This is a genomic window from Psychroflexus longus, assembly GCF_020164595.1.
Taxonomy (GTDB): Bacteria; Bacteroidota; Bacteroidia; order Flavobacteriales; family Flavobacteriaceae; genus Psychroflexus; species Psychroflexus longus.
In genome coordinates, this window is the sequence record NZ_JAIQZE010000001.1 from 227,239 (window position 1) to 254,226 (window position 26,988).

At 36.2% G+C, this 26,988-nt stretch carries 27 protein-coding genes; 11 read left to right on the top strand and 16 right to left on the bottom strand.

Translation table 11 applies throughout. The annotated features are described in order from the left end of the window. Positions 1–71: 71 nt before the first annotated feature. Together LB452_RS01100 and ahcY are read right to left on the bottom strand one after the other, a co-directional pair. On the bottom strand, positions 72–911 hold the full coding sequence (locus LB452_RS01100) for a tetratricopeptide repeat protein (protein WP_224459873.1): 840 nt from the start codon (positions 909–911) through the stop codon (positions 72–74). Positions 912–1,007: 96 nt separating this feature from the next. Further along, complete coding sequence (gene ahcY / locus LB452_RS01105) at positions 1,008–2,324, bottom strand: adenosylhomocysteinase (protein ID WP_224459874.1); 1,317 nt, start codon at positions 2,322–2,324, stop codon at positions 1,008–1,010. Positions 2,325–2,379: 55 nt separating this feature from the next. Between ahcY and LB452_RS01110 the strand changes: the two genes are divergently transcribed. Both LB452_RS01110 and LB452_RS01115 read left to right on the top strand, forming a co-directional pair. Beyond that, positions 2,380–3,012 (top strand): 4'-phosphopantetheinyl transferase family protein, encoded by a 633-nt coding sequence (locus tag LB452_RS01110; protein ID WP_224459875.1) that lies wholly within the window; start codon positions 2,380–2,382, stop codon positions 3,010–3,012. Further along, positions 3,005–3,715, top strand: coding sequence for a phosphoglycerol geranylgeranyltransferase (locus tag LB452_RS01115; protein ID WP_224459876.1), 711 nt, complete (start codon positions 3,005–3,007; stop codon positions 3,713–3,715). The genes LB452_RS01110 and LB452_RS01115 overlap by 8 nt, the downstream gene beginning before the upstream one ends. Here the strand turns inward: LB452_RS01115 and LB452_RS01120 are convergent, their stop codons facing one another. Continuing rightward, complete coding sequence (locus LB452_RS01120; RefSeq protein ID WP_224459877.1) at positions 3,716–5,083, bottom strand: saccharopine dehydrogenase family protein; 1,368 nt, start codon at positions 5,081–5,083, stop codon at positions 3,716–3,718. 69 nt (positions 5,084–5,152) lie between these two features. On the opposite strand from LB452_RS01120, the gene LB452_RS01125 reads away from it, so the two are divergent. Together LB452_RS01125 and pckA are read left to right on the top strand one after the other, a co-directional pair. Further along, positions 5,153–5,551, top strand: a complete 399-nt coding sequence (locus LB452_RS01125; protein WP_224460183.1) for a DUF423 domain-containing protein — start codon at positions 5,153–5,155, stop codon at positions 5,549–5,551. Positions 5,552–5,619: 68 nt separating this feature from the next. Next, positions 5,620–7,215 (top strand): phosphoenolpyruvate carboxykinase (ATP), encoded by a 1,596-nt coding sequence (pckA, locus tag LB452_RS01130; RefSeq protein ID WP_224459878.1) that lies wholly within the window; start codon positions 5,620–5,622, stop codon positions 7,213–7,215. Between the two features lie 74 nt (positions 7,216–7,289). Here the strand turns inward: pckA and LB452_RS01135 are convergent, their stop codons facing one another. Beyond that, positions 7,290–8,027 carry a uroporphyrinogen-III synthase gene (locus LB452_RS01135; protein WP_224459879.1) on the bottom strand — a complete coding sequence of 246 codons (738 nt, stop codon included), beginning with the start codon at positions 8,025–8,027 and terminating at the stop codon, positions 7,290–7,292. 31 nt (positions 8,028–8,058) lie between these two features. After that, complete coding sequence (locus LB452_RS01140) at positions 8,059–8,724, bottom strand: DUF4271 domain-containing protein (protein WP_322965779.1); 666 nt, start codon at positions 8,722–8,724, stop codon at positions 8,059–8,061. Positions 8,725–8,804: 80 nt separating this feature from the next. Here LB452_RS01140 and LB452_RS01145 point away from each other — a divergent pair, with 80 nt between their 5' ends. Genes LB452_RS01145 through LB452_RS01155 form a run of 3 tightly spaced genes read left to right on the top strand, consistent with a single transcriptional unit; the run spans position 8,805 to position 11,334 of the window. Continuing rightward, entirely contained in the window at positions 8,805–9,530 is a 726-nt protein-coding gene (locus LB452_RS01145; protein WP_224459881.1) for a polyprenol monophosphomannose synthase, read from the top strand. Positions 9,531–9,533: 3 nt separating this feature from the next. Next, the gene (locus tag LB452_RS01150) at positions 9,534–10,874 is read left to right on the top strand and encodes a dihydroorotase (protein ID WP_224459882.1); all 1,341 of its coding nucleotides are present in this window, start codon (positions 9,534–9,536) and stop codon (positions 10,872–10,874) included. Position 10,875: 1 nt separating this feature from the next. Next, positions 10,876–11,334, top strand: coding sequence for a DUF4296 domain-containing protein (locus LB452_RS01155; RefSeq protein ID WP_224459883.1), 459 nt, complete (start codon positions 10,876–10,878; stop codon positions 11,332–11,334). On the opposite strand, the gene LB452_RS01160 is transcribed toward LB452_RS01155, so the two are convergent. Continuing rightward, positions 11,331–12,326 carry an SDR family oxidoreductase gene (locus tag LB452_RS01160; protein ID WP_224459884.1) on the bottom strand — a complete coding sequence of 332 codons (996 nt, stop codon included), beginning with the start codon at positions 12,324–12,326 and terminating at the stop codon, positions 11,331–11,333. The genes LB452_RS01155 and LB452_RS01160 overlap by 4 nt on opposite strands. 73 nt (positions 12,327–12,399) lie before the next feature. On the opposite strand from LB452_RS01160, the gene tyrS reads away from it, so the two are divergent. The 3 genes from tyrS to LB452_RS01175 all read left to right on the top strand — a co-directional run bounded on the left by tyrS (position 12,400) and on the right by LB452_RS01175 (position 15,828). Next, entirely contained in the window at positions 12,400–13,695 is a 1,296-nt protein-coding gene (gene tyrS, locus LB452_RS01165) for a tyrosine--tRNA ligase (RefSeq protein WP_224459885.1), read from the top strand. 377 nt (positions 13,696–14,072) lie between these two features. Then, entirely contained in the window at positions 14,073–14,843 is a 771-nt protein-coding gene (locus LB452_RS01170; protein ID WP_224459886.1) for an exodeoxyribonuclease III, read from the top strand. Between the two features lie 25 nt (positions 14,844–14,868). Further along, positions 14,869–15,828 (top strand): OmpA/MotB family protein, encoded by a 960-nt coding sequence (locus LB452_RS01175; protein ID WP_224459887.1) that lies wholly within the window; start codon positions 14,869–14,871, stop codon positions 15,826–15,828. Positions 15,829–15,865: 37 nt separating this feature from the next. Here LB452_RS01175 and LB452_RS01180 read toward each other — a convergent pair whose 3' ends face one another. Genes LB452_RS01180 through LB452_RS01190 form a run of 3 tightly spaced genes read right to left on the bottom strand, consistent with a single transcriptional unit; the run spans position 15,866 to position 18,763 of the window. Continuing rightward, a complete protein-coding gene (locus LB452_RS01180; RefSeq protein WP_224459888.1) occupies positions 15,866–16,534 on the bottom strand; it encodes a response regulator in 669 nt (222 codons plus the stop codon). A gap of 5 nt (positions 16,535–16,539) precedes the next feature. Next, positions 16,540–18,540 carry a tetratricopeptide repeat-containing sensor histidine kinase gene (locus LB452_RS01185; RefSeq protein WP_224459889.1) on the bottom strand — a complete coding sequence of 667 codons (2,001 nt, stop codon included), beginning with the start codon at positions 18,538–18,540 and terminating at the stop codon, positions 16,540–16,542. Between the two features lie 43 nt (positions 18,541–18,583). Continuing rightward, on the bottom strand, positions 18,584–18,763 hold the full coding sequence (locus LB452_RS01190; protein WP_224459890.1) for a hypothetical protein: 180 nt from the start codon (positions 18,761–18,763) through the stop codon (positions 18,584–18,586). Positions 18,764–19,497: 734 nt separating this feature from the next. On the opposite strand from LB452_RS01190, the gene LB452_RS01195 reads away from it, so the two are divergent. Further along, positions 19,498–19,836: a single-stranded DNA-binding protein gene (locus tag LB452_RS01195; protein ID WP_224459891.1), complete on the top strand. Its 339-nt coding sequence runs from the start codon at positions 19,498–19,500 to the stop codon at positions 19,834–19,836. A 48-nt stretch (positions 19,837–19,884) separates the two neighbouring features. On the opposite strand, the gene LB452_RS01200 is transcribed toward LB452_RS01195, so the two are convergent. The 7 genes from LB452_RS01200 to serS all read right to left on the bottom strand — a co-directional run bounded on the left by LB452_RS01200 (position 19,885) and on the right by serS (position 26,963). Continuing rightward, positions 19,885–20,832 carry a 2-hydroxyacid dehydrogenase gene (locus LB452_RS01200; protein WP_224459892.1) on the bottom strand — a complete coding sequence of 316 codons (948 nt, stop codon included), beginning with the start codon at positions 20,830–20,832 and terminating at the stop codon, positions 19,885–19,887. Between the two features lie 39 nt (positions 20,833–20,871). Then, the gene (locus tag LB452_RS01205) at positions 20,872–21,282 is read right to left on the bottom strand and encodes an acyl-CoA thioesterase (protein WP_224459893.1); all 411 of its coding nucleotides are present in this window, start codon (positions 21,280–21,282) and stop codon (positions 20,872–20,874) included. A gap of 2 nt (positions 21,283–21,284) precedes the next feature. Beyond that, the gene (mgtE, locus tag LB452_RS01210; RefSeq protein WP_224459894.1) at positions 21,285–22,634 is read right to left on the bottom strand and encodes a magnesium transporter; all 1,350 of its coding nucleotides are present in this window, start codon (positions 22,632–22,634) and stop codon (positions 21,285–21,287) included. Next, positions 22,624–23,490 (bottom strand): 16S rRNA (adenine(1518)-N(6)/adenine(1519)-N(6))-dimethyltransferase RsmA, encoded by an 867-nt coding sequence (gene rsmA / locus LB452_RS01215; RefSeq protein ID WP_224459895.1) that lies wholly within the window; start codon positions 23,488–23,490, stop codon positions 22,624–22,626. Before rsmA ends, mgtE begins: the two co-directional genes overlap by 11 nt. Continuing rightward, positions 23,480–23,788, bottom strand: a complete 309-nt coding sequence (locus LB452_RS01220) for a DUF4286 family protein (RefSeq protein WP_224459896.1) — start codon at positions 23,786–23,788, stop codon at positions 23,480–23,482. The genes rsmA and LB452_RS01220 overlap by 11 nt, the downstream gene beginning before the upstream one ends. A gap of 1 nt (position 23,789) precedes the next feature. Continuing rightward, positions 23,790–25,604 (bottom strand): tetratricopeptide repeat protein, encoded by a 1,815-nt coding sequence (locus LB452_RS01225; protein WP_224459897.1) that lies wholly within the window; start codon positions 25,602–25,604, stop codon positions 23,790–23,792. Between the two features lie 87 nt (positions 25,605–25,691). After that, the gene (serS, locus tag LB452_RS01230) at positions 25,692–26,963 is read right to left on the bottom strand and encodes a serine--tRNA ligase (protein WP_224459898.1); all 1,272 of its coding nucleotides are present in this window, start codon (positions 26,961–26,963) and stop codon (positions 25,692–25,694) included. Between the last annotated feature and the right edge of the window lie 25 nt (positions 26,964–26,988).

A 26,988-nucleotide genomic window follows, 5' to 3' on the forward strand; every position in this document is an offset into this window, starting at 1 on the left:
AATTTAATTCAAAGATAAAGGTTTCCAGCCTAGTTGAAAATATCTCAACTTCAAACCTTCGTAAAGTTTCATTAATCCAGTTGAAATTTTAGTCGAACGAGTTTTTCTTTTTCTTCGGAATTTAATTCTGCTAGATTAAATATGTTTAGAATTTCTAAAGCTTTAAGTCGATTTCGGTTCAGCGTGAGGGCTCGATCGACATAAACTGAAGCTAAAGCGATAGAATTCAATTTTTTCATTCCTGATTCTAAAGTCTGAAAGAAAGCTGAGTCGTTTTTGGAACGCTTATAGAGTTCTGCCAATTCTCTATAAGTCGTTTCAGATTGACCAAGTTCCACAGCTTGTTTGTAATGAATTTCGGCCTTATCATAGTTTTCTAGTTCTCTTTCAATGTACCCAAAAGCCAAAGCACCGTCAACTGGACTTATCAACTTTAATTCTGAAGCATATGCTCGAGAAGTACTTTCGCTTCCACCAATAATCGCGGGGAGTTCAAGATACATTTGCAACAAAGCCCAACGGGAATTGATATGTTTCGGATCAAGTTCAGCCGCTTTTTTCAAGTGAAATTTCACATCGCCAATCAGGCTGGCTGCTTTAAATGGATTGGAACTTTTAGCTACCAATCCGAGGGCACCACCGTATCTAAAGTGGTATTCTGCATTTTCAGGATAATCTTCAACTAATGTTTTATTGACCTCAGCACTTTTTTCCCAGCTTTCCAAAGAGGCATAGGCTTGTCCCAGATAATCTCTGGCCATCTTATCTGAAGGTTTATCTTCAAGAACTGCATTCAAAATAAAAACGGCCTTTTGGTGTTCACCAGCTTCAAATGCATTTTTTCCTTCTTCTAAAGAATTTTGAGAGCAAAGAAACAATGGAAAAAACAGGAACAAAAACAGTATTTTCATAAGCTGAAATTTCAACTAATTTAATTTGTTTTGTGGTTTAAAAAACAAAAACCAAGCTTCAAAAGCTTGGTTTTATAAATTCACTACCTATAAAAATTAGTATCTGTAGTATTCTGGTTTAAATGGACCTTGTTGTTCAACTCCGATGTAGTCTGCCTGGTCTGATTTAAGCTCTGTTAATTCTACACCAAGACGTTCTAGGTGAAGTTTTGCTACTTTTTCATCAAGATGTTTAGGCAACATATAAACTTCATTTTTATACTTATCTGTATTTTGCCATAATTCCATCTGGGCCAAAGTCTGGTTTGTAAAGGAATTACTCATCACAAAACTTGGATGACCTGTGGCACAACCAAGGTTAACCAATCTACCTTCAGCAAGTAGAATAATATCTTTTCCGTTGATGGTGTATTTATCGACCTGAGGCTTGATTTCAACACGAGTATCACCATGGTTTTTCTTCAACCAGGCTACATCAATTTCGTTGTCAAAATGACCAATGTTACACACTAAAGTTTTGTCTTTAAAAGCTTCGAAGTGTTCTCCCCTAATGATGTCTTTATTTCCGGTAGTAGTTATAACGATGTCAGCCGTTGGAGCTACAGTTTCCAATTTTTTCACTTCAAAACCGTCCATTGCGGCTTGTAAAGCACAAATAGGATCAATTTCAGTAATAGTGACAATAGAACCAGCCCCTTTGAAAGATGCTGCTGTACCTTTACCTACATCACCGTATCCACAAACGACAACACGTTTTCCGGCAAGCATCAAGTCGGTTGCCCTTCTTATCGCATCTACAGCACTTTCTCTACAACCGTATTTGTTATCAAATTTAGATTTAGTAACAGAATCATTAACGTTAATAGCTGGCATTACCAAAGTTCCATTTTTCATACGTTCGTATAAACGGTGAACACCAGTTGTGGTTTCTTCAGAAAGTCCTCTAATTCCTTTTGCTAATTCTGGGTATTGATCAAAAACCATGTTGGTTAAATCTCCTCCGTCATCAAGAATCATATTCAGTGGATTTCTCTCTTCACCAAAAAATAAAGTTTGCTCGATACACCAATTAAATTCTTCCTCGGTCATCCCTTTCCAGGCATAGACAGCAACACCAGCTTCCGCGATTGCCGCAGCGGCATGGTCTTGTGTGGAAAATATATTACAAGAACTCCACGTTACCTCAGCTCCTAGTTCGACTAAAGTTTCAATCAAAACTGCAGTTTGAATAGTCATGTGAAGACATCCTGCAATTCGAGCACCCTTCAATGGCTTTTCTTTCCCGAATTCCTCTCTCAATGCCATCAATCCTGGCATTTCTGACTCTGCCAATTCTATTTCGCGTCTTCCCCACTCTGCCAAAGTAATATCTTTGACTTTATAAGGAGTATAAGGTAGTGTTTCCGTACTCATAATTTAATTTTATTATATTTTTGAACACAAAACTAAGGAAACCTATCATATCTCTATGCCGATTTACAAAAGAATAACAATAGATAAAGCCACTTATGCTCTTATTTGGAAAATAGAGGAACCCCTGGAATTTCTGGAAAATGGCATCGACCTAACTAATTATTGCAGAATTCGTTATGAAGAAATGAAGTCCAAAATTCATAAAAAAGGCTTTATGAGTATTCGGCATTTATTAAAGGAATTTGGTTATTCTGATTTTGATCTTGAATACGACGAAAAAGGCAAACCTCATCTTAAAGATGGTAAGCATATTTCTATTACTCACTCTTTTGAATTTACAGGAGTGATTGTTTCTGATAAAAAAGTTGGGATCGATATTGAAAAACAGCGTGAAAAAATAAAGCTTATCGCCCCCAAATTTACTCCCATCGAAGAATACAAAGCTTTAGGTGATGGAGAAGACTTAATAAGGAAGCTTACCATTGTTTGGGGAGCTAAAGAATCCCTTTACAAACTTTATGGAAAAAGAGGGCTTCTCTTTCTACATGATATATTTGTGGAAGACTTTGATATACCAGAACAAAAAACAACTGCAAGGGTGACTCACGATAAAAAAATCACTTTTTACACTTTAAATTTTCTTGAATTTGAAGGGTTTACCTGTGTTTATGCTTTAGCTAATGATTGAAAAAAAATCAAACTTAATTTTTGACTCCATTAAGCAAGCTATTTCTAATGAAGAAAAGCTTTTAAGCATATTGATTGATCCAGACAAATTTGATCTAACAACATCTGAAATCTTTCTAAATCGGATTCCTGACTCTACAAACTACCTTTTCGTTGGTGGAAGTCAAGTTAAAAATGGGCAAACCGAGCTGGTAGTTAAACGTCTTAAACAGCTTTCTAAGCTCCCCATAGTGATATTTCCTGGAGACGTAAATCAAATCACTAACCAGGCAGATGCGATCTTGTTTTTAAGTCTTCTTTCTGGCCGTAACCCCGAATATCTTATTAACCAGCAAGTCAAAAGTATTTCAAAACTTCAACATTCTTCTTTAGAAATCATTCCGACGGGATATATCCTTGTAGACGGTGGAGTATCCACTTCAGTATTAAAGATCAGTCAAACCAAAGCCATATCTCAAGATCAAATTTCAAAAGTTGTTCACACAGCTTTAGCAGGACAATTTTCTGGTAAACAGCTTATATATCTTGAAGCTGGCAGTGGTGCAAAATTCCCTGTTTCAGCAGAAATAATTTCAGAAGTCAAAAAAAATATTTCTATCCCACTTATTGTTGGTGGTGGCATAAAAAATGACCTTCAAAGAGGAGCAGCCCACAATGCTGGTGCTGATATGGTGGTCATGGGAAATGCTTTTGAAATACTTTGATTACAGAAGCTGATCTGGATTATAGCCTTCATATTCTCTTTCAGATTCTTCAAACCTGATATCATAATCTTCCAAAGATTTTAAAATTGGATTATAAATTTCAGGATAAATTGGTCTCAAAACACCCGGCTTAGTGATTTCACCATTTAAAATTTTTAAGGTGGCAATTCCTACTGGTAATCCAACAGTTTTTGCCATAGCTGTGTAGGTCTGGTCTTCACCAACACTAACCATGGTAGAATCTATTTGCTTTTGTTTTCCTTCAAGCTCAAAACCAAATTTATGATACATGACAATCATGTCTTTATCCTCAGGTTTTAAAGTCCATTTTTCTTCCAAAATCTTCTGTAAAGCTTGGGCTGGAGTAGCGTCTTTAATACCAATTTTCTTATCAGAATTGAAAATATCGAGTTCTACGAGTTTATCCCAAATCAAATCATCCTGATCAATCTTTAAACTCAATCTTAATTTTAATTCAACAGAATCTGTTGGTGAATATGGCAAGAAGGAATTGACAAACGACCTGTAACTCATTTTTTCCGTGTTTTGCATTGAATAGGTGTCATCTGTCATTCCTAACTGGACAAACACATTCCAGGCTTTACTGAAACCAACCCGACGTAAAGTCCCTCTATATAAAGTAGGAATGTCTTCTAAACTATAAATACTCCTGTAGGCTAAAGAATTTCTATTGGCTAAACCTTCAAAACGCCCATATTTAGGAATTTGGAGAAATTCGGTTCTTCGAAAAAGTCGTTGGTATGGAATGTACTTATACTGTCCTTCCTGAATAAATTCTGCAGCACCTCCCTGTCCGGCAACCACAACATTCCGTGGGTTCCAGGTAAATTTATAATTCCAGAGGTTATCATCACTTTCTGGAGCAACCAAACCACCTGTAAAAGATTCAAAAAGCAACATTTTACCGCCTTTCTTACGAATCCTGTCAATCACCTGCATTGCACTCATGTGGTCCACTCCTGGATCTACACCAATTTCATTCATGAAGGTCAAGCCTTTTTCTTTAACTTCTTTATCCAGAGCTTCCATCTCTTTGGAAACATAAGAGGCAGTGACCATACATTTATTAAACCTCACACAATCCTTAGCGACTTCTATGTGATATCTAGCCGGAAGCATGGAAATGACGATGTCAGAATTTTTTATGGCTTTCTCTCTAGCTTCAGTATTGAAAATATCTAATTCTACGCCTGTTGCGTTTGGGTGATTACCTGCAAGACTTTGAGCAGATTCTAGAGCTTTATCAGCAATGATGAGTTTAAAGTTGTGCGTATCGGTTTCGTTGAGCAGATATCTTACGAGTGAAGAAGTGGATTTTCCTGCGCCTATGATTAAGATGGATCTCATGACATCTAATGAATTTTAATGATTAATTTTGCTTAAAATTTGAAATTACATAATATAAAGCACATAGAAATGGTGGAGAAAAAGAAGTTAATTTTACTGGGAAGCATTTTGGGTTTTATTGGAATCATTTTAGGAGCTTTTGCAGCTCATGGTTTAGAAAACTTAATTTCTGAAGATTCGATTGACACTTTTGAAACGGGTGTTAAATATCAAATCTATCATGCGCTGTTTTTACTATTTCTTTCCGCTCAAAATTTCACTTCAGACAAGTTGAATAAGACTTTATTCTGGTTAGTACTTTTAGGCGTTATTTTCTTCTCTGGCTCTATATATGGTCTTGCGACTAATGAGCTTACCAATTTTGACTTCAAAATGATAGGATGGATAACTCCAATTGGTGGAACTTTACTCATCTTGAGCTGGGCATTGTTATTTATCAACGTTATAAAAAAACGTAATAATTTATAAGAATAAATTTCTTTAGTTAGATTTAAACTCACTAGATTTGTATGCCATAACATCAACACAACAAAAATATGAGTGATCTAAAAGGAATTACGAAAACGATTGAGTTAGACAAGTATGGCATCCTCTCAAAAAACATTCACTATCAGCTTTCCTCTGAAGAATTACATGAAATCACTGTAGAAAAAGGACAAGGCGTTGAAGTCAATTCTGGTGCATTGGCAGTAAACACTGGAGAATTTACAGGACGTTCACCCAAAGATAGATTTATTGTCAAAGATGATATCACCAAGGATGAGATTTGGTGGAGTGAAATTAATTTGCCTTTCGAGTCAGATAAGTTTGATAAGCTTTATAACAAGGTTGTAAATTACCTTAGTAAAAAAGAACTTTTCGTTAGAGATGTTTTCGCATGTGCAGACGATAATTATAAGCTCAGCATAAGACACATCAACGAACTTCCATGGAGTAACATGTTTGTACATAATATGTTTTTACGCCCAACTGAAGAAGAGTTAGAAGATTTTTCACCAGAATGGACCGTAATTAACGCTCCAGGCTTTATGGCAGACCCGGAAGTTGACGGAACACGTGCTCACAATTTTGCCATATTAAATTTTACAAGAAAGATTGCCTTAATAGGAGGAACTGGTTATACTGGAGAAATTAAAAAAGGTATTTTCTCTGCTCTTAATTTTATACTACCGGTAATGAAAAACACCTTACCGATGCACTGCTCTGCCAATGTTGGGAAAGATGGAGATACCGCCATCTTTTTTGGTCTTTCGGGAACTGGCAAAACTACACTTTCTGCAGATCCGAATCGAAAACTTATCGGAGATGACGAGCATGGATGGACCAATGAAAATACGGTATTCAATTTTGAAGGAGGTTGTTACGCAAAAGTGATTAACCTCTCTAGAGATGGAGAACCAGAAATCTTCGATGCTATAAAACCAGGGGCTATTCTGGAAAATGTAGTTATTAAAGATGGCGAGGTGGATTTCAAAGATAGCAGCATTACCCAAAATACACGTGTGAGTTATCCCATCTATCATATTGATAATATCCAACCAGGATCTGTTGGCAAAAATCCTAAAAACATATTTTTCCTTACCGCGGATGCATTTGGTGTATTGCCGCCAATAAGCAAACTAACTCCAGGACAAGCTGCATTCCATTTCATAAGTGGCTATACTGCTAAAGTCGCTGGAACCGAAGCAGGAGTGACAGAGCCAATCCCAAGTTTCTCGGCATGCTTTGGTGCGCCATTTATGCCTTTACATCCAACCAGATACGGTGAAATGCTCAGTAAGAAGATGAAAGATGCGGATGTAAATGTATGGTTGATCAATACTGGATGGACAGGCGGACCTTATGGAACTGGAAGCAGAATGAAATTGAAATATACCAGAGCCATGATTACTGCCGCTTTAAATGGAGAATTAAAGGATGTTGATTTTAAATCTCATGAAATTTTTAATATCGCAGTCCCACAATCCTGTCCTAATGTCCCTACAGAAGTTTTAAATCCAAGAGACACCTGGAGTGATAAGGAAGCTTATGATGCTAAAGCGAAAAATCTTGCTAAATCTTTTAAAGATAATTTCAAAAAATTTGAAGATTATGCAGGTTCAGAAATTATAGAAGGTGCTCCTAAGGCATAGGTGTCTTAATAAGTCTAAACACAAAAAAGCCGAAACTTGAGTTTCGGCTTTTTTGTGTCTGAGAAAAAAATTAATTAATTCTCTTTTATATAATTTTCTATTGCCATTGTCATAGATGGAGTTTCTGGAGTCGGTGCCTGAATCTGAACCTTTAAGCCTTTTTCTTCAGCAGCTTTTATGGTTGAATTTCCAAAGGCTGCTATCCTTGTATCTTTTTGCTCAAAATCTGGGAAGTTTTCGTAGAGTGACTTTATCCCACTAGGGCTAAAAAAGACTACAACATCGTAAGAAACCTCTCTTAAGTGCGATAGATCACTCACTACAGTTTTATAAAAAATACCTCGAGTCCAGTCTACACCTAACTTGTCTAATTGTTGAGGCACAATAGGCTTAAGCATGTCTGATGATGGGAGCAAAAACTTTTCGTCTTTATGTTTTTTAATACTAGCTTCAAGTTCCTGAAATGTTCTTTTACCAACGTAAATCTTTCGCTTTCTGTAAACAACATATTTTTGTAAATAATAAGCTACAGCTTCACTTAAGCAGAAATATTTAAGACTGTCAGGGATTTTATACCTCATCTCCTCAGCTATTCTGAAAAAATGATCTACAGCGTTTCTACTTGTAAGAATAATAGCTGTAAATTTTGTAATGTCAACTTTTTGCTGCCTTACCTGTTTAGAATCAACAGGTTCTACGTGAATAAAAGGAATAAAATCAATTTTAATTTTATGCTTTTCCTCAAGTTCAGAATAAGGAGAGTGGTCTACATTGGGTTTCGGTTGTGAAATAAGGATATTTTTCACTTTCATATAGCTTAGTTTTTTACTGCACAGGCCTTATTTAATTGATTTTAATAACTTTAAAAAGAATCAGATAGGGTGCAATTTCAAAAGTGCAAATGTACAAAATAAAATAAAACCAATAGGACAAAATGTGCTTTTGATATAATGCAATGAATGCGAAAAGTTTGATAACGTAAGTCAAAACCAGAACTCCAATTATTATTTGTAATAAGATCTGATTATCAATAGCATTGAAATAAAAAATTAAAGCTATTGGGAATAAAAAAAACAAACCAAGCCAACTAAGGATACCTTGCTTGTAAAATAGATATCTCCCTATCAGCTGATCTACCTGAAACAAATCACCAATAATTTTTTCAATAAGGTATTTGCTCAAGAGTATAATCGTTGCAAGAAACAGAATCTGTAAATAAGGAAGTATTTCAAAAGTATCTCCGTGAATGGTTACATAAATAAAGAATGAAATACTGAGAAGACTTGCAATAAAAAGTAAAACCTCGGAAATTTCGATTCTTCTTTTTTCAGCAAATTTCTTAGAATAAAAGACGGAAGTGAAAAGGGAGTTTAAAAAGAAAAAGAAATAATTGTCTTTATTCCATTTCACAACAATAAGTAATACAAGTATCATGACTGTGATACTTATAACCCAGTTATGTTCTTGAATAGATCTTAATGCTAAAAACAATTGCGAATTTTGAAGCAAATGTAAATTAAACTGAACATTTATAGGCGACTTTTAGATGGTAAAATATATATTTGTCGATCAACCTTCAACTAGATTTGATGCCTCAAAAATTAGTCATCATCCCAACTTTCAATGAAATTGAAAATATTGAAAAACTCATTAGAAATATTTTCTCACAACCCGTAGATTTCGAAATTCTTGTTGTTGATGATTCTTCTCCAGACAGAACCTGGGAGTTGGTTCAAAAGCTTCAAGAAGAATTTAAAGACAAATTACACTTAGAAATAAGAGCTGCAAAAAGCGGCTTGGGCAAGGCCTATCTTCATGGTTTCAAATGGGCTTTGGAGAGAACCTATGATTATATTTTTGAAATGGATGCCGACTTCTCCCACAATCCAAATGATTTGATAAGGTTATATAATTCCTGCTTGAAGAACGATTATGATGTAACCATCGGCTCCCGCTATATCACTGGAGTAAACGTAATCAACTGGCCGATGAAACGCGTGCTGCTATCTTGGCTGGCTTCTAAATATGTAAAGGCAATCACTAGAATGCCCGTTGAAGATACCACTGCTGGATTTATATGCTATAAACGACAAGTTCTAGAAAGCATCGATCTCAACAAAATAAAATTTGTAGGCTATGCGTTTCAAATTGAAATGAAATTTAAAGCTTTTAAAAAGGGATTTCGATTGAAAGAAATACCAGTTATATTTACAGATCGAACGAAAGGAAAATCCAAAATGAGTAGCGGTATCATAAAAGAAGCAGTTTTTGGAGTCGTCACTTTAAAGTTGAAAAGTCTTTTCGGTAAAATTTAAATTATGAAAGAATATCTAATCAAAAACGCGAAAATCGTCAATGAAAATAAAATTTTTGAAGGCGATGTCCATTTAAAAGATGGTTGGATAGTAGAAGTCTCTAGCTCAATCAGTGCAAAATCGAGCGATATTGAAATCATTGATGCTGGTGGAAAACATCTCATTCCTGGGGTTATAGACGATCAAGTTCACTTTAGAGAGCCAGGACTTACACACAAAGAAACAATTCTTACAGGTTCTCGTGCAGCAGTTGCAGGTGGGATAACCTCCTATTTTGAGATGCCCAATACCAATCCTCAAACAACAACGATAGAAAAGCTTAAAGAAAAGTTTACCATGGCCAAGGATAATTCTTATGCTAACTATTCATTTATGTTTGGAGGAACCAACGATAATCTGGAAGAAATTAAAAAGATTAATCCTAAAACTACAGCTGCGCTGAAGTTATTCCTGGGTTCATCTACAGGAAATATGCTGGTTGATGATCAAAAAGTTTTGGAAGAGATCTTCAAACACTCACCATTGATCATCGCCACCCACTGTGAAGATGAAGCTACAATTCAAAAGAATTTAAAAGAACATGTAGAAAAATATGGGGATGATATTCCTATTCATTTGCATCCAAAAATAAGAAGTGAAGAAGCTTGCTATTTATCTTCTTCCAATGCAGTTGCTCTTGCGAAAAAGACAGGAGCTCGATTACATGTTTTTCACCTTTCAACAGCCAAAGAGCTTAAATTATTTTCAAACAAACTACCACTAGAAAAGAAAAAGATTACTGCAGAAGTCTGTATTCATCACTTGTGGTTTAATGAATCGGATTACGAAAAGAAAGGCACCTTCATCAAATGGAATCCTGCAGTAAAAACTGAAAAAGATAGAACTGAATTATTAAAAGCTTTGAATAAAAATCTTTTGGATGTTGTAGCCACAGACCATGCCCCTCATACCAAGGAAGAAAAAAATAATGTCTACACAAAAGCTCCAAGTGGAGGGCCATTGGTTCAGCACGGTTTACCCGCTATGCTGGAGTTTTATCACAAAGGGAAACTTTCGTTAGAAAAGATTGTTGAAAAAATGTGTCACAATCCGGCGATTTTATTTGATGTTGACAAAAGAGGTTACATCAGAGAGGGTTACAAAGCAGACTTAGTACTCATTGACACTCAATCGCCCTGGACTGTGAATTCAAGAAATATTTTCTATAAATGCAATTGGTCTCCATTCGACGGGACGACTTTCAAATCTAGAGTCACTCACACTTTTGTAAATGGACATTTGGTATTTGAAAATTTCAAATTCAATGAAGGCCTATTTGGAGAACGCATAAAATTCAACAGATAGGATGAAAAGAGTAAACTTCCTTTTTTTTATAAGTTTAGTCCTACTATTCATTGGCTGTCAAAATATCGATGAGATCGAAAAACCTGACAATTTTCTGGATAAATCAAAAATGACAGATCTTTTGTATGACATGGTTTTGCTCGATGCTGCTGTAAGCACTAACGAAAAAAAACTTGAAGAACTCGATGTGGAAATGCTTGAGTTTTTATCTAAAAAATACAATATTGATACAACCGATATCAAGCAGAATATTTTGTATTACAACATGCAATTTGATGAAAATACAGAGATCTACGAGAAAGTCAAAGACAGTATTGAAAAATTAGAAAAGGCTTACGATTCAATTTCTAGAGTTTCGGATAGTTTGAGAAAAGTAGAACTTAAGAAAAAAGACTCTATCAAATCACTAGAATCTGATCCTAGAAGCCAAAAACTGAAAAAAATCGAAAAAACAAATTAAGAGCGCTTGTGTATTTTATCAGCATAGACTTCAAGAGTTTCAAAAGTATATTGAAGCTCTTTTTTTATTTTATCTGAAGAATAAAAAGAGTCTTTAAAAAGGCTAGGAATCAACTCCAACGTAAGTTGCCTTTTGTAGGACGTAAAAAAGGACCTGAGCACTTCAAAAAACCAGGCGATGTAGAGCATCCACGGTTTTAGGCGGATTTTGGGGTCAGGTTTATTGTATAAACCTGCAAAGCACTCCCCTACTTCTTTAAATGATAAGTTTTCAGAAACTAAAATGAAACGTTGATTTACCACTGAACTGTTCATAAGCTGAATCATAATTTTACTGACATCATACACGCCAACAAATCCTGTTATTTTAGGTGGATAGAATTTTAATCCTTTTTTTAATTTTGCCAATAAGGTTCCACTACCAGAATCATAAAATCCATCCCCGAGAATAACCCCAGGATTTACGATGACTACACTTACGCCTTCCTGAGAAGCTCTCCAGACTTCCATTTCAGCTCCGTATTTACTGATTTCATAAGCTGAAGGCTTTTGATCTTCGGCCATTGTGGTTTCTTCTGTTACCTCTTCCCCCACATTTGGTTTTCCTAAGGCTGCAATGGAGCTTACGTGACAAAATTTTTGAATAGGAAAATCAATAGAAAGATTCACAACATTGGCAGTACCTTCTATATTGACTTTACGCATCATTTTGTAATCCGAAGGACTATTGCTTATAAATCCTGCACAGTGATAAACATGAGTGACAGACTCAAAGGCACTTTCCAACTTTGGTATGTCTAAAATATCGCACTGAAACCACTCTACGGTATCTTCAATTTGCTGAGGTATTATGTCATACTTAAGAATGACAGAGATTGCCTGATTTTTTTTGTTTTCAGTTCTGAATAAAGCTCTGGTTTTCTCTTTATTTAAAATGAGTTGAGCCAATAAATGAGCTCCGACAAGTCCTGTTGCACCGGTAAGTAAATTCATTTGGTAAATATACGAATTTCGAAAGTTGATAATTTTTTCATTATAATATCTTTGCGGCAAATCAATACTAAGAATGAAAAAGGATTTTATAGAAGAAGTCACCTGGAGAGGAATGGTTCATGATGTTATGCCATGTACTCAAGAACATCTTAACGAAAAAAGCAGAGCAGCTTATGTAGGAATAGATCCGACGGCAGATTCTCTTCATATAGGCCACTTGGTCGGCGTTATGATGTTAAGACACTTTCAACTAGCAGGTCACAAACCTGTCGCTTTGGTAGGTGGCGCCACAGGAATGATTGGAGATCCTTCCGGGAAATCTCAGGAGCGAAATCTTTTAGATGAAAAAACATTAAGACATAATCAAGAGGCTTTGAAAAAGCAATTATCCAAATTTTTAGATTTTAAAACCTCAGAAGATAATTCAGCTATCCTGGTCAATAATTACGATTGGATGAAAGATTTTTCTTTCTTGGACTTCATCAGGGATGTTGGAAAACACATCACCGTGAACTATATGATGTCAAAGGATTCTGTAAAAAAACGCTTGTCTTCAGAATCTAAAGAAGGCATGAGTTTTACAGAATTCACCTATCAATTGGTGCAGGGTTATGATTTCCTCCATCTATACAGGACTCAGGATTGTTCTTTACAAATGGGCGGCAGTGATCAATGGGGAAACATCACCACAGGAACTGAGTTAATCAGGCGAATCGACCAAGGCAAAGGTTTTGCTTTGACTTGTCCGCTCATCACAAAAGCTGACGGCACCAAATTTGGAAAAACTGCGACTGGTAATATATGGCTTGACCCAGAGAAAACATCTCCTTACAAGTTTTATCAATACTGGATAAATACAAGTGATGAGGATGCTGAGAAGTTCATTAAGATATTTACATTTCTTTCAAAAGATGAAATTGAAAGCCTTGTGAAATCTCATAGAGAGCAACCACACTTAAGAACTCTACAAAGCAAACTGGCCGACGAAATTACAGAAGCTGTACACTCCAAAGGTGCTTTGGAAAAAGCAAAAGAAGCATCTCAGGTATTGTTTGGGAAAAGTACCGAAGAGGATCTTGCAAAACTCGATGAAGCTACGTTTTTAGATGTTTTTGAAGGAGTTCCTCTTAAAGAATTAAATAAAAGTCTTTTGAAAGATGGACTTGATATGATTGCTGCTTTATCTGCCGAAACTGAATTCCTGAATTCCAATGGTGAAGCCAGAAGAGCTTTGAAGGAAAATTCGATTTCTGTAAATAAATCAAAAGTAGGTCTGGATTACAGTCTAAAAGAATCTGATTTAATCAATGGGAAGTATGTCTTAATTAACAAAGGGAAGAAAAATACGTATCTCATTAAATTTAATTAGTATTTAAATTTAAAAGGAATTAAAAATTATTACAGCCTGTTTCTAAATGTTTGAACAGGCTTTTTTGTGTAAAAAAATTGAAATTCTATTGCCTTTAAAAGTAAAAACTGCTTTAAAACAGAAAAGCCTTGAGCGAGTGCTCAAGGCTTTTCTTAACTAACCAATCTATTATGAAAAAACTTCATCCTGGTACAAATGTAAAACACATATCCATGTTTAAAAAATAAAGCAGAATATATTTGTAAATAATTAACACCCTACTTCTTCAAGACTCTGATAATTAATAAATTAAAAATGGACTTTTTTTTTCAATATAAAAACGTCATCGATATAAATTAAGTTGAAGACTTATACTTATTTTTGAATCAAAACAAGACATGAAAATTATCTCATATAATGTTAATGGCATTCGCGCTGCACTTAAGAAAGGACTAATTGACTGGCTAAAAGCTGCTGATGCAGATGTGGTCTGTTTTCAAGAAACAAAAGCACAACCAGAGCAGATAGATGACTCTATTTTTGAGGACATAGGTTATAAATATTGCTATTGGTATTCTGCAGAAAAAAAAGGCTACAGCAGTGTCGGCATTATAAGTAAGTCTGAACCGAATCATGTTGAATATGGAACAGGAATAGGATATATGGATAGAGAAGGTCGAAATATAAGGGCTGACTTTGATGATGTCTCTGTTATGAGTTTGTACCTTCCGTCTGGAACGAATGATGATCGGCTGAGTTACAAATTTACTTATATGGATGAATTCAAAATCTATATTGAAGACCTCAAAAGAGACTTTCCAGATTTAGTGATATGTGGTGATTATAATATTTGTCACGAAGCCATAGATATCCATGATCCAGTGAGATTGAAAACAGTTTCTGGATTCCTTCCTGCAGAACGCGAGTGGCTATCCAATTTCTTAAACGAATCTGGCTTTATAGATTCTTTTCGAAAATTAAACGAAGACGTTGTTCAATACTCGTGGTGGAGCTACAGAGCAAATGCTCGACAAAACAATAAAGGATGGCGCCTGGATTACCTTTTGGTAGCTGAAGAAATTGAAAATAAAATTTCAAGATCAGTTATTTTACCAGAAGCGAAACACAGCGACCACTGCCCGGTACTTTTAGAACTTGATTTAAATTAATAACCTTTACTTTAAAATCCTTCCTATGAAACTAATGCGATATGTACTTATTGGATTCTTAAGCCTCAACTTGATAGGCTGTGTGAGTCAAAAAAAATTCCTCGAGCTTGAAGAGGATCTTAATTCACTAAAAAGAACAAACGAGCAACTCAGTCAAAAGCTGGACGAGTGCAATTCAGAAAAAACTGCTGTTGAAGATGAACTCGCCTACTCAAAAGACAGAATTGAAGTTTTAAAAACTCAACGTGATGATCTTCTTGCAGACTACCAAAGAAACAAAAGTACTCTGGACAAACTCGAAGAATCTTATGATGCCTTAGAAAAAAATAGCTCGAAAGCACTGGCTGAGAACTCCAAGCAAAACAGAGAATTGCTTCGTCAGTTGGAAGAGAAAGAAGCCGCTCTTGCCAAAGAACAAAACCGACTGGAAGAACTTCAGAAAGATTTGCAAGCCAGATCTCAGCGTGTTCAAGAATTAGAAAGCTTAATAGCTGAAAAGGAGCAGAAAATGCAAACCCTCAAGGACAATCTTTCCCGTGCCCTTACAAATTTTGAAGGTCAAGGTCTAAGTGTGGAAATGAGAGACGGTAAGGTTTATGTTTCTATGGAAAACAAGCTTTTATTTGCTTCTGGAAGCTGGAACGTGGGGAATGAAGGACAAAAGGCGGTGAAAGAGCTCGGGAAAGTTTTGGCAGAAAATCCAGATATTGCTGTGTTGATAGAAGGTCATACTGATGACGTTCCCTACGGTGGAAATGGACCTTTAAATGACAACTGGGATTTGTCTACCAAAAGAGCAACGGAAGTCTTAAAATTATTACTGAAAAATGGCAACATCGATCCGCAAAACCTTACTGCTGCAGGCAAGGGCGAGTATGCGCCATTAGTGCCAAACACAACTGAAGAAAACAGAGCAAGAAACAGAAGAATAGAAGTAGTATTAACACCTAAGCTTGATGAAATTTCAAAGCTACTAAGTGAGTAATAGGCACATTATTTAAAGTCAAAAGAAAAGGGATTTTTTATAAAAATCCCTTTTCTTTTGCTTTTTCGAGAAGGATCTTGTCATTTCTGTTTGGTATATCAAAGAATTGCTTCATTTGTTTTTTTCTCTTTTCGACAGCACTGAGAGAAAGTCCTAAATGTTCAGGTAAGTTTTTGGTTAAAATACCTTTTGACAAATAGAAAAGTATTTTCAAATCCTCTTCATCTATATTGTGAGAAAATTCAATCGTTTTTTTGAGCATCTGGTGAACAGTAGAGCTTTGATAAGTTTTTCCATTAAGTAGATTTTCTATAGCAGAAATCAATATATCTGGATTGGTATCAGATTTTACCAAAAAACCATCTGGATCTATCCTCCGCATAACATTCAATACCTTGTAATTATTTTCCAGCATGGTGCATATCAGCAATTTCGCTTTAGGCTGATGCTTTTTGGCTAATTTCGCCAGATCCTCCCCAGAATTATACTTACCATCTTTACTTCCGGGCAGTGATAAATCCAGACAGATAAGGTCGTATTTATTGTTTTTGTCAGAAATAAACTCAGCAGCAGTGGTACATTCTACTGCAGAATCTCTACTGAAATTAAGTTTCTCGTTGTTTTCCTTGATGATATCCAGTGCTTGCTCAAAGCCAGCAATGATCATGGGATGATCATCGACTAGTAAAACCTTATAATTAGACATAGCTTTTATTTAATGGGTATAAAAATACTGATTTTGGTCCCAGAACCTTGCTTAGAATCAATACATATTTTACCGCTGATATCTTCCACCCGGGATTTTATATTTTTAAGCCCTATTCCGGGTTTCTTATTATCCTTAAATCCTTTACCATCGTCCTCAACAATAAATTCGATTTCATTGGCGTCTTCATTTAAACTGAATTTAATAAATACAAAACTCGCTTCGGCGTGTTTCTGAATATTCATAATTGTTTCCTGAAGAATTCGATAGGTGTGCATTTTAATGTTGGATGCGATTTGAGACCAGTTGACGGAATCGTCCACGGTTAATTGATGAGATCTCTCAAGTTGTAGTTTATGGAGAAGGTCCTGAATGAGATCGCCAAATTCTTTGTGCTCATCAAAGTAAGTATTGGAGAGTTCGTGAGATAAATTCCTGATTTGCTTTTCTACATCCATCAGGTTATCAGTAAGCTTTCCGAATTTCTCATCTCCTTTGATGCCCGTTTTATATTTGTAAAACATCAGATTCATCCGATTGGCGTAAAGCTCTGTAAGTATATTATCGTGGAGTTCTTTTGCAATGCGGTCACGCTCTTCGCGTTTTCCCTCATCTTTTCTGGCACTTTGCAAAAGCAATAATTCATATATTTTTTCGTCAGCAATTTTTTGATCGCGTTCCAGTTCTAAAGATCTGTTCTTGGAACGCTGAATATAAAACACGAAGATTGAACTGCCTATAATGATAATGAGGGAAGAAATAAGAAAAATAATGGTACGCTCCTCTTCCAGCATTTCTGCGCGCTGCATGACTTCTTCGGTCTCAAAGCGTATACGCTCAAATTTATTTCGAACTTTTCTCTCCTCAGTTTGAAGGCTATCGCTTAAATTGATATAAGAAGTGGTGTAGGCATAACTATCTTCTGGTTGAAGGTCGGCAAGTAATTGCCAGGATTTAAGGATATCCCTGTTGTTATTATTATTTTTTGCGGTAGTATTAGCAGCTCCCGCAAATTTTATGGCCTGGGTGATATCACCAATAGATTTAAAATATTCTGCAATATGAATCTGACTGATAGAAATACCAGCCAAATGCTGAATTTTCTCTCGAATCGCTAAAGCCTCCTGCATATCCGGCAAAACATTTTGTAGCTCACCTGTTTCCAGTCGATTATAGGCTAAATTATCCAAAGCCATTGCGTAGAGGTAAGGATCTCTATCGTATATATTTTTTGTAGAAAGTGTTTTGCGGTAATTTTTGATAGCTAAATCATATTCTTTTAGCTTTTCGTATACATTACCTAGATTATTAAATGTCGAAGCTCTGTATAAATCTGAATCTTCTACTTTACCTAAAGCTTGTAGAGCATTATTTAAATACTTAATCGAAACGTCAAAGTTTTTAAGATTATAGTTGGTAACACCTAAAACATTGTAAGCTTTATAAAGTAACTCATAGTTTTTAGTTTGTTGGGAAATCTCAGCTACCTTAATAAGGCTAACTTCTGCCCCGGTGAAGTCTTTCGCCTGAGATTGAATTAATGCCTGATTATATAACATCTGAGCATAATTCTTTAAATCTCCTTTTAGGTTGTATAAATATTGTGCTTCATTATAAGAAAAATAGGCTTTATCAGATTTATTATTATTAAGCTGGTAATCACCTAAGTTCCAGTAAAAATTAGCTAAAGATAAAGTGTCTTTATATTTGACAGATTTTTCTAAACCTAAAGAATTTATGCTCAAATAAATTCCATCATCTGAATTTAAAGCTCTATAATCTAGCGCCTTTAAGTACTTGATTTGTAAACTATCATTTTCAATTTGTTGAATAAATTGAAATGACTTTTTTAAACTATTCAGTTTATTTTTATTGTTATCAACATTCTTCAAATAAGTTAATATAGAGTCCCTAAGCTGAGGGTTAACTTCTAAATTTTGCTTTGAAGGTGATTGACAACCAAAAACTAAAGTAAGTATGACAAGATAAAATATCCAATGCTTCATTAAGTATATCCTAAAATCTTGTCTAAACTACTAAAATTAAAATTTATAAATCACTGTCGTCCGGAGGAGTATTGGTTGCTCTGTGAACTCTATTTTCTCCTCCTGTTCCAAAGATTTCTTCTGGAGTTTGTCCTTCGTATTGGTCGTCGCTAAAGGTTTCTGGTGAACATCCTGCAAAGAAAAATAAGCATACCATTGTGAAAATTCCGATTATCTTTTTCATGTCTTTAAGTTTTAAAAATAAGTTTTATGTTTTTGTTTAAACAAATGTAAGTCACTAAAAAACAAATAGATTACGGTTCGACCGTACTCTTGTTACGGTTAAACCGTACATTTTCAATTCACCAAAAAACGGAATTTTTAGACTTAAGTCAGTGATTATAGGGTTTAAACTGGTTTTTACTCAAAATCGAGAAGATCAAGAAATTTTTAGTTAGTGCTTATTGGTAATAAATACTTACTTTATTGAAAAACCTTTTGAATGAATGTTTAGGTGGGATTTTTTTACTCAGTTTTTATTTTCAAAAAAAAGATCTTGAAGCAAATCTGTCTCCTGAATTAATTAAAACTTATTGAGGATCACAAATATTTCTTGTCATTCCGACAGTAGGAGAAATCTTTTGCTCTTCGACAAGAAAGATTTCTTTCTCCTTCGCATAGCGCGTATCCTTTAAAAAAACATGAATTTAGGATTTGAGACTCTATAAGAAATATGGCAATTGTCGTAAAAAGATGTTTTTTATGGTATTAGAAATTTCTATGTATTGAAATCAATCCAATCAATAACCATTTACAAACGACTACAAACGTTTGTAAACGTAAGTAAAAGGAAGTAACTGGATAACAGACGACTATAAGAAAACTCTCACCGCATCTTTGCCTTGTCGATCGGAAACATCGTCGCTATGGCTTGGAAAGTCCGAGTCAGTTTTTAAAAACCATTTAAATTTTATTGTTATGAGTACTTTAAAAAATTCAGTACAGTTAATGGGCCACTTAGGCCAGGATCCAGAAGTAATTAACCTAGATTCTGGAAAGAAATTAGTCAAATTTTCTATCGCCACGAATGAGTTTTATTACGACAACAGCGGAGAGAAAATCACCAACACCTACTGGCACAACATCATCGCCTGGGGCAAAACCGCCAGCTTTATCGAAACTTACGTCAAAAAAGGACAGGAAGTCTTACTCAGAGGTAAACTCGCCCCACGTTCTTATGAAACCAAAGACGGCGAAAAGAGATACATCACCGAAATCAATTGTTCGGAGATTGTGCCGACGAGTCAGAAGGCTTAAGTAAATTAATTTTAAAACCTCTTCTTGTTTTGATAACAAGGAGAGGTTTTATTTTGTCTTAAAATCTCCGCTAATTTTATCCACAATCGTCTGAGCGAGTTTGATGTGACTTTCAAAGGTCCAGCCAGCTACGTGTGGACTCAACAGAACATTATCAGCTTTCATTAAATAGTGAAAGGCTTGGGGAAGTTGATAACTAGAGGTGAACATATCTTCAAAGGAGGATTTTTCGTACTCCAATACATCTAGTCCAGCTCCAAGGATTTTTCCAGATTTCAGTCCGTCAACCAAATCTTCGGTGACCACACTTTTACCTCTGGCGGTATTGATGAACCAAAAGGTCTTTTTCATTGAATTAATAAATTCAAAGTTGATCATTCCCATGGTTTGGGGAGTTTGAGGCGTATGCAAACTGATAACATCGGCTTTGGATTTTAGCTCCTGAAGACTGACTTGCTTGGCATTTTGATCTCCAACCTCATCTAAAATATCATAGCATAATACCTCACAATCAAATCCGCTCAATTTTCTGGCAAAAGCTCTACCCGTGTTACCATAACCGATAATACCTACTGTTTTGCCTTCCAACTCATAACCTCGGTTGGCTTCGCGCCTCCATTGGCCGTTAACCACTTCATCGTGAGCTATCCGTAATTTATTAAATAAACTCAGCAACATGCCAAGTGCGTGCTCTGAGACTGCATTCCTATTACCCTCAGGGGCGTTATAAAGTTTTATCCCTTTTTGCTCGGCGTAGTCTACGTCGATATTTTCCAAACCAGCTCCTACTCTACCGATGAATTTTAAGTTAGTGGCTTTATCCAGAAATGCCTTATCAATACTAAACCGACTGCGGATGATGATGCCATCAAACTCATGAATTTTAGCTTCCACCTCAGCTTTGGTACTCTTGAAATCTTCAGTGTTATCGAAACCCATTTTGGTCAATTCTTTAATCATCAGTGGATGATTACTGTCCAGATGTAATATCTTCATAATCCTAAGGTTTAAGCTGAATATCGCTAAGACATAAAGCTAAGCAGATTCAAATTCAAAATAAGGTTTTACAAGCTCCTGAGTTATGCGTGCTGGTTTTTTTGTTTGCTGATCTATAAAGCACCAGTTAGTTCTAGCTTCCACAATCGTTTTTCCATCGGCTTTGCGGGTGATGTGCACGCAGCGTTCTGATTTGACTGTGGAGTAATTTTCGATCCAAGTGGTCAGGATCAATTCCTCACCCAGAAAAGCTTGACGTTTGTATTGGATGTAGTGATCCAATACAAACCAGGCGTATTGTTCTCTGATGCTTAAAGGCGTTTTGGCCACCCAATGGGCTTCTGAAATGTCTAAAATCCACTTAATGTATTCCAGATTATTGACGTGGTTTTGCTCATCTAGGTATTCTTTCTTAACAATCAATTCTTTCTGAAATGGAATAGGTGTCATCGCTAAAAGTTCAAAATTAATTTGGCGATATAAAAATAAGCCAAGATACCAATGATGTCATTACTGGTAGTGATAAAAGGGCCTGTGGCAATTGCTGGATCAATGCCCCTATTATTCAAAATAATCGGAACGAAGGTTCCAATTAAAGCTGCCATAATAATCACCGACAATATAGAAATAGCGATTGTAATGCTTACCAAAAATGCCATGGAAGTGATAGCTCCGAAGCCTATTACCAGCAAGCCTAAAGCTGTTCCGTTGATGATGCTAAGCGTTACTTCTTTGAGCAATCGCTTTGCTAAACTGTCTCTGACGGTATCGTTGGCCAAGCCTTGGACAATGATCGCTGAAGATTGAACCCCAACGTTACCGGCCATGGCCGCAATTAATGGTGTGAAAAAGAATAGGATTTCGTAATTCTCCAGGGCGGAGTCGAAACCTTGCATGACATAAACTGCTCCCAATCCCCCAAAAAGTCCTAAAATAAGCCAGGGCAATCTCGCTCTCGTCAATTGCCAGATCGTAGAATCGGCTTCTACATCTTCGGAAATACCAGCTGCCATTTGGTAATCCTTTTCGGCTTCTTCTTTTATAAAATCGATGATGTCATCGACTGTGATTCGTCCTACCAGTCTTCCAAATTCATCCACCACAGGAATTGCTTCCAGATCATATTTTTGCATGATCCTAGCCACTTCATCTCCAGGGGTATGCACATCAACATAGTCTACATTGGTAATATAAACATCAGCGATTTCTGCTTTGCTTGGAGCAGTAATAAGATCTTTAAGCGAAAGTCTACCTTTTAATTTTCCTTTGTTATCGACCACATATATGGAATGCACACGAGTCACATTTTCTGCCTGGTTCCTCATTTCGGTCATGCAACCGGTGACACTCCAGTTTTCATTGACTTTTATCAACTCTTTCGCCATCAATCCCCCTGCAGAATCCTCATCGTACTTAAGGAGTTCTACAATATTTTCGGCGTGTTCCTTGTCCTTGATGTTAGAGATGACCTGAGACTTGATATCTTCTGATAATTCTGAAACTATATCCGCCGCATCATCGGTATCCATTTCTTCAATTTCCTCAGCAATTTCCTTAGCATTGAGGTTTCGGAGAATTTTTTCCCGATCGTCCTCATCCATTTCCATCAATACCTCAGAAGTTTGATCGCTACCTAAAAGCTTAATAATGTAGGTCGCATCATCCAAATTTAATTCGTCAAGAACCTCGGCAATATCCGCATGGTGATATTCTTCCAAGTGTGATTCTAACTCATGGTCATTTTTTTCTTCGATGAGAGATTCTATCTTCTCAATTAATTCTTTGGTGAGTTCAAATGCCATCTTCGCTTATTTTAATTGTCAACTCAATAAATTGCTCCACGCTCAATTGTTCAGGGCGTTGAGCAAAGATAGCGTCTTCTCTTAATTCTGGAGATAAGTTGAATTTTTTTAAGCTATTACGAAGCGTTTTTCTTCGCTGCTGAAAAGCGGTTTTTACCACATCTCTTAGTTTTTTTTCTTCGCAAGGCAACTCATAATTTTCTTTACGCTGTAACCTCAACACCCCACTATTGATTTTGGGTGGTGGATCGAAAGCTTCTGGTGGAACAGTAAACAGATATTCTGCAGTGTAGTGAGCCTGAGTCAATACCGATAAAATCCCATAGGTTTTGCTGCCTTCCTTGGCGCAAATACGCTCTGCGACTTCCTTTTGAAACATGCCTGAAAATTCTGGAATTTGTTCTTTGTTTTCCAAAGTTTTAAACACGATCTGAGTAGAAATGTTGTAAGGAAAGTTGCCAATAATAGCAAATTGTTCATCTCCAAGATATTCCTTCAAATCTGCTTTTAGAAAATCTGCTTCCACAACATTCAACGCCTGAGGTTTATCCTGAATTTTATTTTCTACTTTGAAGGTAGAATTAAGATAAGCAATAGATTCCCTATCCAGATCCATAGCTATAAATCTATCGTATTTCTCAAGCAGGTATTTGGTCAGGACTCCCATGCCTGGCCCTATTTCCAGTAAATTTTTATAGTTGTCTTTCAACAAAGTTTCAGCAATGCGCTTGGAGACGTCCTCGTCATTTAAGAAGTGTTGGCCTAAATGTTTTTTGGCTCTCACCTCACGAACTCCTTGTTCAAAATTGGCTTTGAAAACTTCGTCGTCTATAGTTGTTCGCTCTTTATTGCTCATGTACAATTTCCATTTCGGTTCTAAAACTTACAAATTTGCCTTCAAAAAGTTTGGTTTGCTTTTTCAGCTTTTCAGCATCCTCCTCAAAGTAACGTTCCAAGGTGGCTTTATTCTGAATTTTATACTGCACAGAATAAGTGATTCCACCCATAGATTCTACCACGTCCACACGACTCATAGTTGCGCTTTCAAATTTCCCAGTTTGTAACATCGCTGGAATATGGATATTTTTCATCCATTCTACCCATTCGTCGTGGACATTTTCTTCAATATTGGTCGTTACATTATAAATAAACATATTATTGAATTTGATCTCCTCTCAGCTTTCTGAAGCGCTGTCTAGCTTCTACAAAATAAATGCTATCGGGATGATTAAAAATTAAAGTTTCGAAATATTTTTTGGCCTTTTCAGGCTCATTTAGTCGATCTGAAAAAAGTTTTCCTAAGATAAAGTTGGCATTATCAGCTAAGATTTTATCACCATGCTCGTCTACGATACGCTGCAAAAATGGAATAGCTTTTTCAATTCTGTTATTTTCCAAATGCAAATTGGCAATCCTCAATAACACTTCATCCACAATTGATGGCGATTTATAATCGGCAAGTACGTTTTCTAAAATGTTTTGGGCCTTATCCGGTTGATTCTGAAACTGAAGCAAGTCTGCTCTAGCCACCAGCTTCAAATCGGTTCGTGTGCTGTCTTCCTGGCTGTTGTCTTTGATCAATAAGGACAATTCCAAAGCATCGTTGGATGTCAACTGTGAAGCAGAAGTCTTCAAAACTTTTAGCTGAGTCAACGCCCAATCAAAATCTCCTGTATAGTAGCTGGTTTTTGCCACTTTAAATTTTGCCTCTCGGGCAATATCACTATTAGGAATTAGTTTTTCAACCTGAGTGTAAAGCAATAAGGCCTGATTAAATTTAGATTGCTGCACATTTAAGTCCGCCTCCAGTAATTTCAATTCTCCAACTTGCTGCTGATATAAATTTTGTGAATTGATAAGTTCAATTTGATCCAAAGCTTTTTCAACATCGTTTTTTTGATAAGCGATAAATTCAGCTAGATCTTTTTGAACTAGAAAGCTATCTTTATTTCTTCCAATTTTGGCAAGAAAATTTTTATAAGTGGTTTCAATTTTAGCATAATCTTCAGGCGAAGCCAGCAACCTTTTAACGAGAAGTAATTGTCTTTCTGCTGATAGCAAATCGCGTTGGCTTGCTGCATTTTCAACAGCAAACTCAAGCATTTTTCTGGCACTAGTTAAGTCGTCATTGTCTTTAGAAATCAAAGCCAAATCTATAAATCTATCTAAAGATTTGAACTGTGATCGTTGATAAAGTGCTTTCTCTTGTACAAAGGCTTTGGAATAGTCTTTCTGCTGAACAAACAACCAGCTGAGCATTTGGTTATAAATGACATTCGGTTCTTTCTGATTGCGTTGAAGTAGAACCTGCCTTAAAGCCTGATTGGCTTCATTACCCGAGTCTTCAGTGATGTATTGCGAGAAGTTTCGATTCAAAATTTGAAAGTAACTAGGGTTTTCAACAATTAGATCCATGTAGTTTTCAAACATGGATTTAAACTGACTCTGCTCACCATAAATTCTTGCAAGCTCAATAGTATTATTGCTACGTGGTTCGATGCGTTGAGCGGTTTCATAAGTTTCGACAGCAAGATCCAGCAAACCGTATTTTTGAAATGCATTACCAACGGAATAGGCAAAACCTGGTCTGGCTTCGACTTGAGAAATTGCTTTTTGATAATATTGATTAGCTTTGAGTGAATCCTGTTGCTTTTGGTATAAGTAACCGAGCTCTATCTGTATGTTTGGATATTCTCCAATTTTGATTAAATAGTTTTTCAATGTGGATTCAGCTTCCTCTACCTTGTCAAGTGCCTGTAGGGTCTCCACGTAACCAAGTAACCAATTCTGATGACCTGGGTTGTTTTTATGAAGTTTTGCGTAAATCGCTTCCGCTTTTTCATACTCGCCTTGATCGAAATAATTCTCTGCCAGCTCCGCACTTTGACTATAGCCAAAAGTGAAAAAAAGTAGTGACAGAAATGTCAAAATAGATTTTGCTGTTAAAGATCCAGGTAATTCTAAACGCATGCTCAAATTTACCGAAATATTTTTCGGCGCTATACTATTTGAGAAATAATTGTAAATTCTAACTTATCAATTACTCAATTCCAATCCCTAAGAAATAATATCAAAACCAGTGTAAGGTCTTAAAACTTCTGGAATCATAATACCATCTTCAGTTTGATAATTTTCCAGAATACCCGCCAAAACTCTAGGCAATGCTAAAGAGCTTCCATTCAAAGTATGCACCAAAGCTTTATTTTTATGGAAATCTTTATAACGGATTTTTAATCGGTTAGCCTGAAAGGTTTCAAAGTTAGACACCGAAGAGATCTCCAGCCAGCGATCCTGAGCCGTGGAAAATAATTCGAAATCGAAGGTCAAAGCCGAAGTAAATCCTAAATCTCCACCACATAACCTCAAGACACGATAAGGCAATCTCAAATCTCTTAAAATCGATTTGACATGTTCTACCATCTTATCCAAAACCTGGTAAGACTCTTCCGGCTTTACAATGTTGACTAATTCCACTTTATCAAATTGGTGTAAGCGGTTAAGACCTCGAACGTGAGCACCATAACTCCCCGCTTCTCTTCTGAAGCAGGGCGTATATCCCGTCAACTGAATTGGAAGCTGGTTTTCAGTTAACAAATCATCCCTGTAAATATTGGTAATAGGCACCTCAGCCGTTGGAATTAAATACAAATCATCATTCCCCACATGGTACATTTGACCTTCTTTATCTGGCAACTGCCCGGTTCCATAGCCAGAAGCTTCATTGACCAAAAGTGGTACCTGCACTTCAGTGTAACCTGCTTCAACGTTTTTATCCAAAAAGTAAGCGATCAAAGCCCTTTGTAATCTTGCACCTTTGCCTTTGTAAACAGGAAATCCAGCACCGGTAATTTTATTGCCCAATTCAAAATCGATGATGTCGTATTTTTTGGCCAACTCCCAGTGTGGAAGCGCATTTTGTGCCAACACAGGAATATCGCCTTCTTTAAAAATCTCTTCGTTGTCCTCTTCACTTTTTCCAGCTGGCACAGAAGGATGCGGAATATTTGGAACCTGGTATAGCAAAGCCTGTAATTCGGTCCCAACCTGACTCATAGTTTCACCAAGACGTTTGGAATCTTCCTTGAGCCCAGCTGTTTTTTCTTTGAGTGCGTTGGCTTTTTCTTTTTCACCAGACTTGAAAAGCATTCCTATTTCTTTGGAAAGATTGTTGGATTCTGAAAGAATTTCGTCCAGTTGTTTTTGCGTAGCTTTTCTTTTATCGTCCAATTTCAGGATAGACTCAAAAACAGCTTCAGCCTCAAAATTTCTTTTTTTAAGAGCCTGAGTGTATTCTTCCTGATGTGTCCGTATGTACTTAACTTCCAACATAATGTCTCGTTTTATCTATTTGGGG

Coding starts and splice junctions, on each gene's coding strand:
- LB452_RS01180 (WP_224459888.1), bottom strand. CDS start 16,534: ATGTCTAATTATAAGGTTTTACTAGTCGATGATCATCCCATGATCATT.
- LB452_RS01220 (WP_224459896.1), bottom strand. CDS start 23,788: ATGTTTATTTATAATGTAACGACCAATATTGAAGAAAATGTCCACGAC.
- LB452_RS01145 (WP_224459881.1), top strand. CDS start 8,805: ATGCCTCAAAAATTAGTCATCATCCCAACTTTCAATGAAATTGAAAAT.
- LB452_RS01135 (WP_224459879.1), bottom strand. CDS start 8,027: ATGAAAGTGAAAAATATCCTTATTTCACAACCGAAACCCAATGTAGAC.
- ahcY (WP_224459874.1), bottom strand. CDS start 2,324: ATGAGTACGGAAACACTACCTTATACTCCTTATAAAGTCAAAGATATT.
- LB452_RS01175 (WP_224459887.1), top strand. CDS start 14,869: ATGAAACTAATGCGATATGTACTTATTGGATTCTTAAGCCTCAACTTG.
- LB452_RS01100 (WP_224459873.1), bottom strand. CDS start 911: ATGAAAATACTGTTTTTGTTCCTGTTTTTTCCATTGTTTCTTTGCTCT.
- LB452_RS01120 (WP_224459877.1), bottom strand. CDS start 5,083: ATGAGATCCATCTTAATCATAGGCGCAGGAAAATCCACTTCTTCACTC.
- LB452_RS01150 (WP_224459882.1), top strand. CDS start 9,534: ATGAAAGAATATCTAATCAAAAACGCGAAAATCGTCAATGAAAATAAA.
- LB452_RS01110 (WP_224459875.1), top strand. CDS start 2,380: ATGCCGATTTACAAAAGAATAACAATAGATAAAGCCACTTATGCTCTT.
- LB452_RS01115 (WP_224459876.1), top strand. CDS start 3,005: ATGATTGAAAAAAAATCAAACTTAATTTTTGACTCCATTAAGCAAGCT.
- rsmA (WP_224459895.1), bottom strand. CDS start 23,490: ATGAGCAATAAAGAGCGAACAACTATAGACGACGAAGTTTTCAAAGCC.
- LB452_RS01125 (WP_224460183.1), top strand. CDS start 5,153: ATGGTGGAGAAAAAGAAGTTAATTTTACTGGGAAGCATTTTGGGTTTT.
- LB452_RS01205 (WP_224459893.1), bottom strand. CDS start 21,282: ATGACACCTATTCCATTTCAGAAAGAATTGATTGTTAAGAAAGAATAC.
- mgtE (WP_224459894.1), bottom strand. CDS start 22,634: ATGGCATTTGAACTCACCAAAGAATTAATTGAGAAGATAGAATCTCTC.
- tyrS (WP_224459885.1), top strand. CDS start 12,400: ATGAAAAAGGATTTTATAGAAGAAGTCACCTGGAGAGGAATGGTTCAT.
- LB452_RS01170 (WP_224459886.1), top strand. CDS start 14,073: ATGAAAATTATCTCATATAATGTTAATGGCATTCGCGCTGCACTTAAG.
- LB452_RS01195 (WP_224459891.1), top strand. CDS start 19,498: ATGAGTACTTTAAAAAATTCAGTACAGTTAATGGGCCACTTAGGCCAG.
- LB452_RS01225 (WP_224459897.1), bottom strand. CDS start 25,604: ATGCGTTTAGAATTACCTGGATCTTTAACAGCAAAATCTATTTTGACA.
- LB452_RS01200 (WP_224459892.1), bottom strand. CDS start 20,832: ATGAAGATATTACATCTGGACAGTAATCATCCACTGATGATTAAAGAA.
- LB452_RS01185 (WP_224459889.1), bottom strand. CDS start 18,540: ATGAAGCATTGGATATTTTATCTTGTCATACTTACTTTAGTTTTTGGT.
- serS (WP_224459898.1), bottom strand. CDS start 26,963: ATGTTGGAAGTTAAGTACATACGGACACATCAGGAAGAATACACTCAG.
- LB452_RS01155 (WP_224459883.1), top strand. CDS start 10,876: ATGAAAAGAGTAAACTTCCTTTTTTTTATAAGTTTAGTCCTACTATTC.
- LB452_RS01160 (WP_224459884.1), bottom strand. CDS start 12,326: ATGAATTTACTTACCGGTGCAACAGGACTTGTCGGAGCTCATTTATTG.
- LB452_RS01190 (WP_224459890.1), bottom strand. CDS start 18,763: ATGAAAAAGATAATCGGAATTTTCACAATGGTATGCTTATTTTTCTTT.
- pckA (WP_224459878.1), top strand. CDS start 5,620: ATGAGTGATCTAAAAGGAATTACGAAAACGATTGAGTTAGACAAGTAT.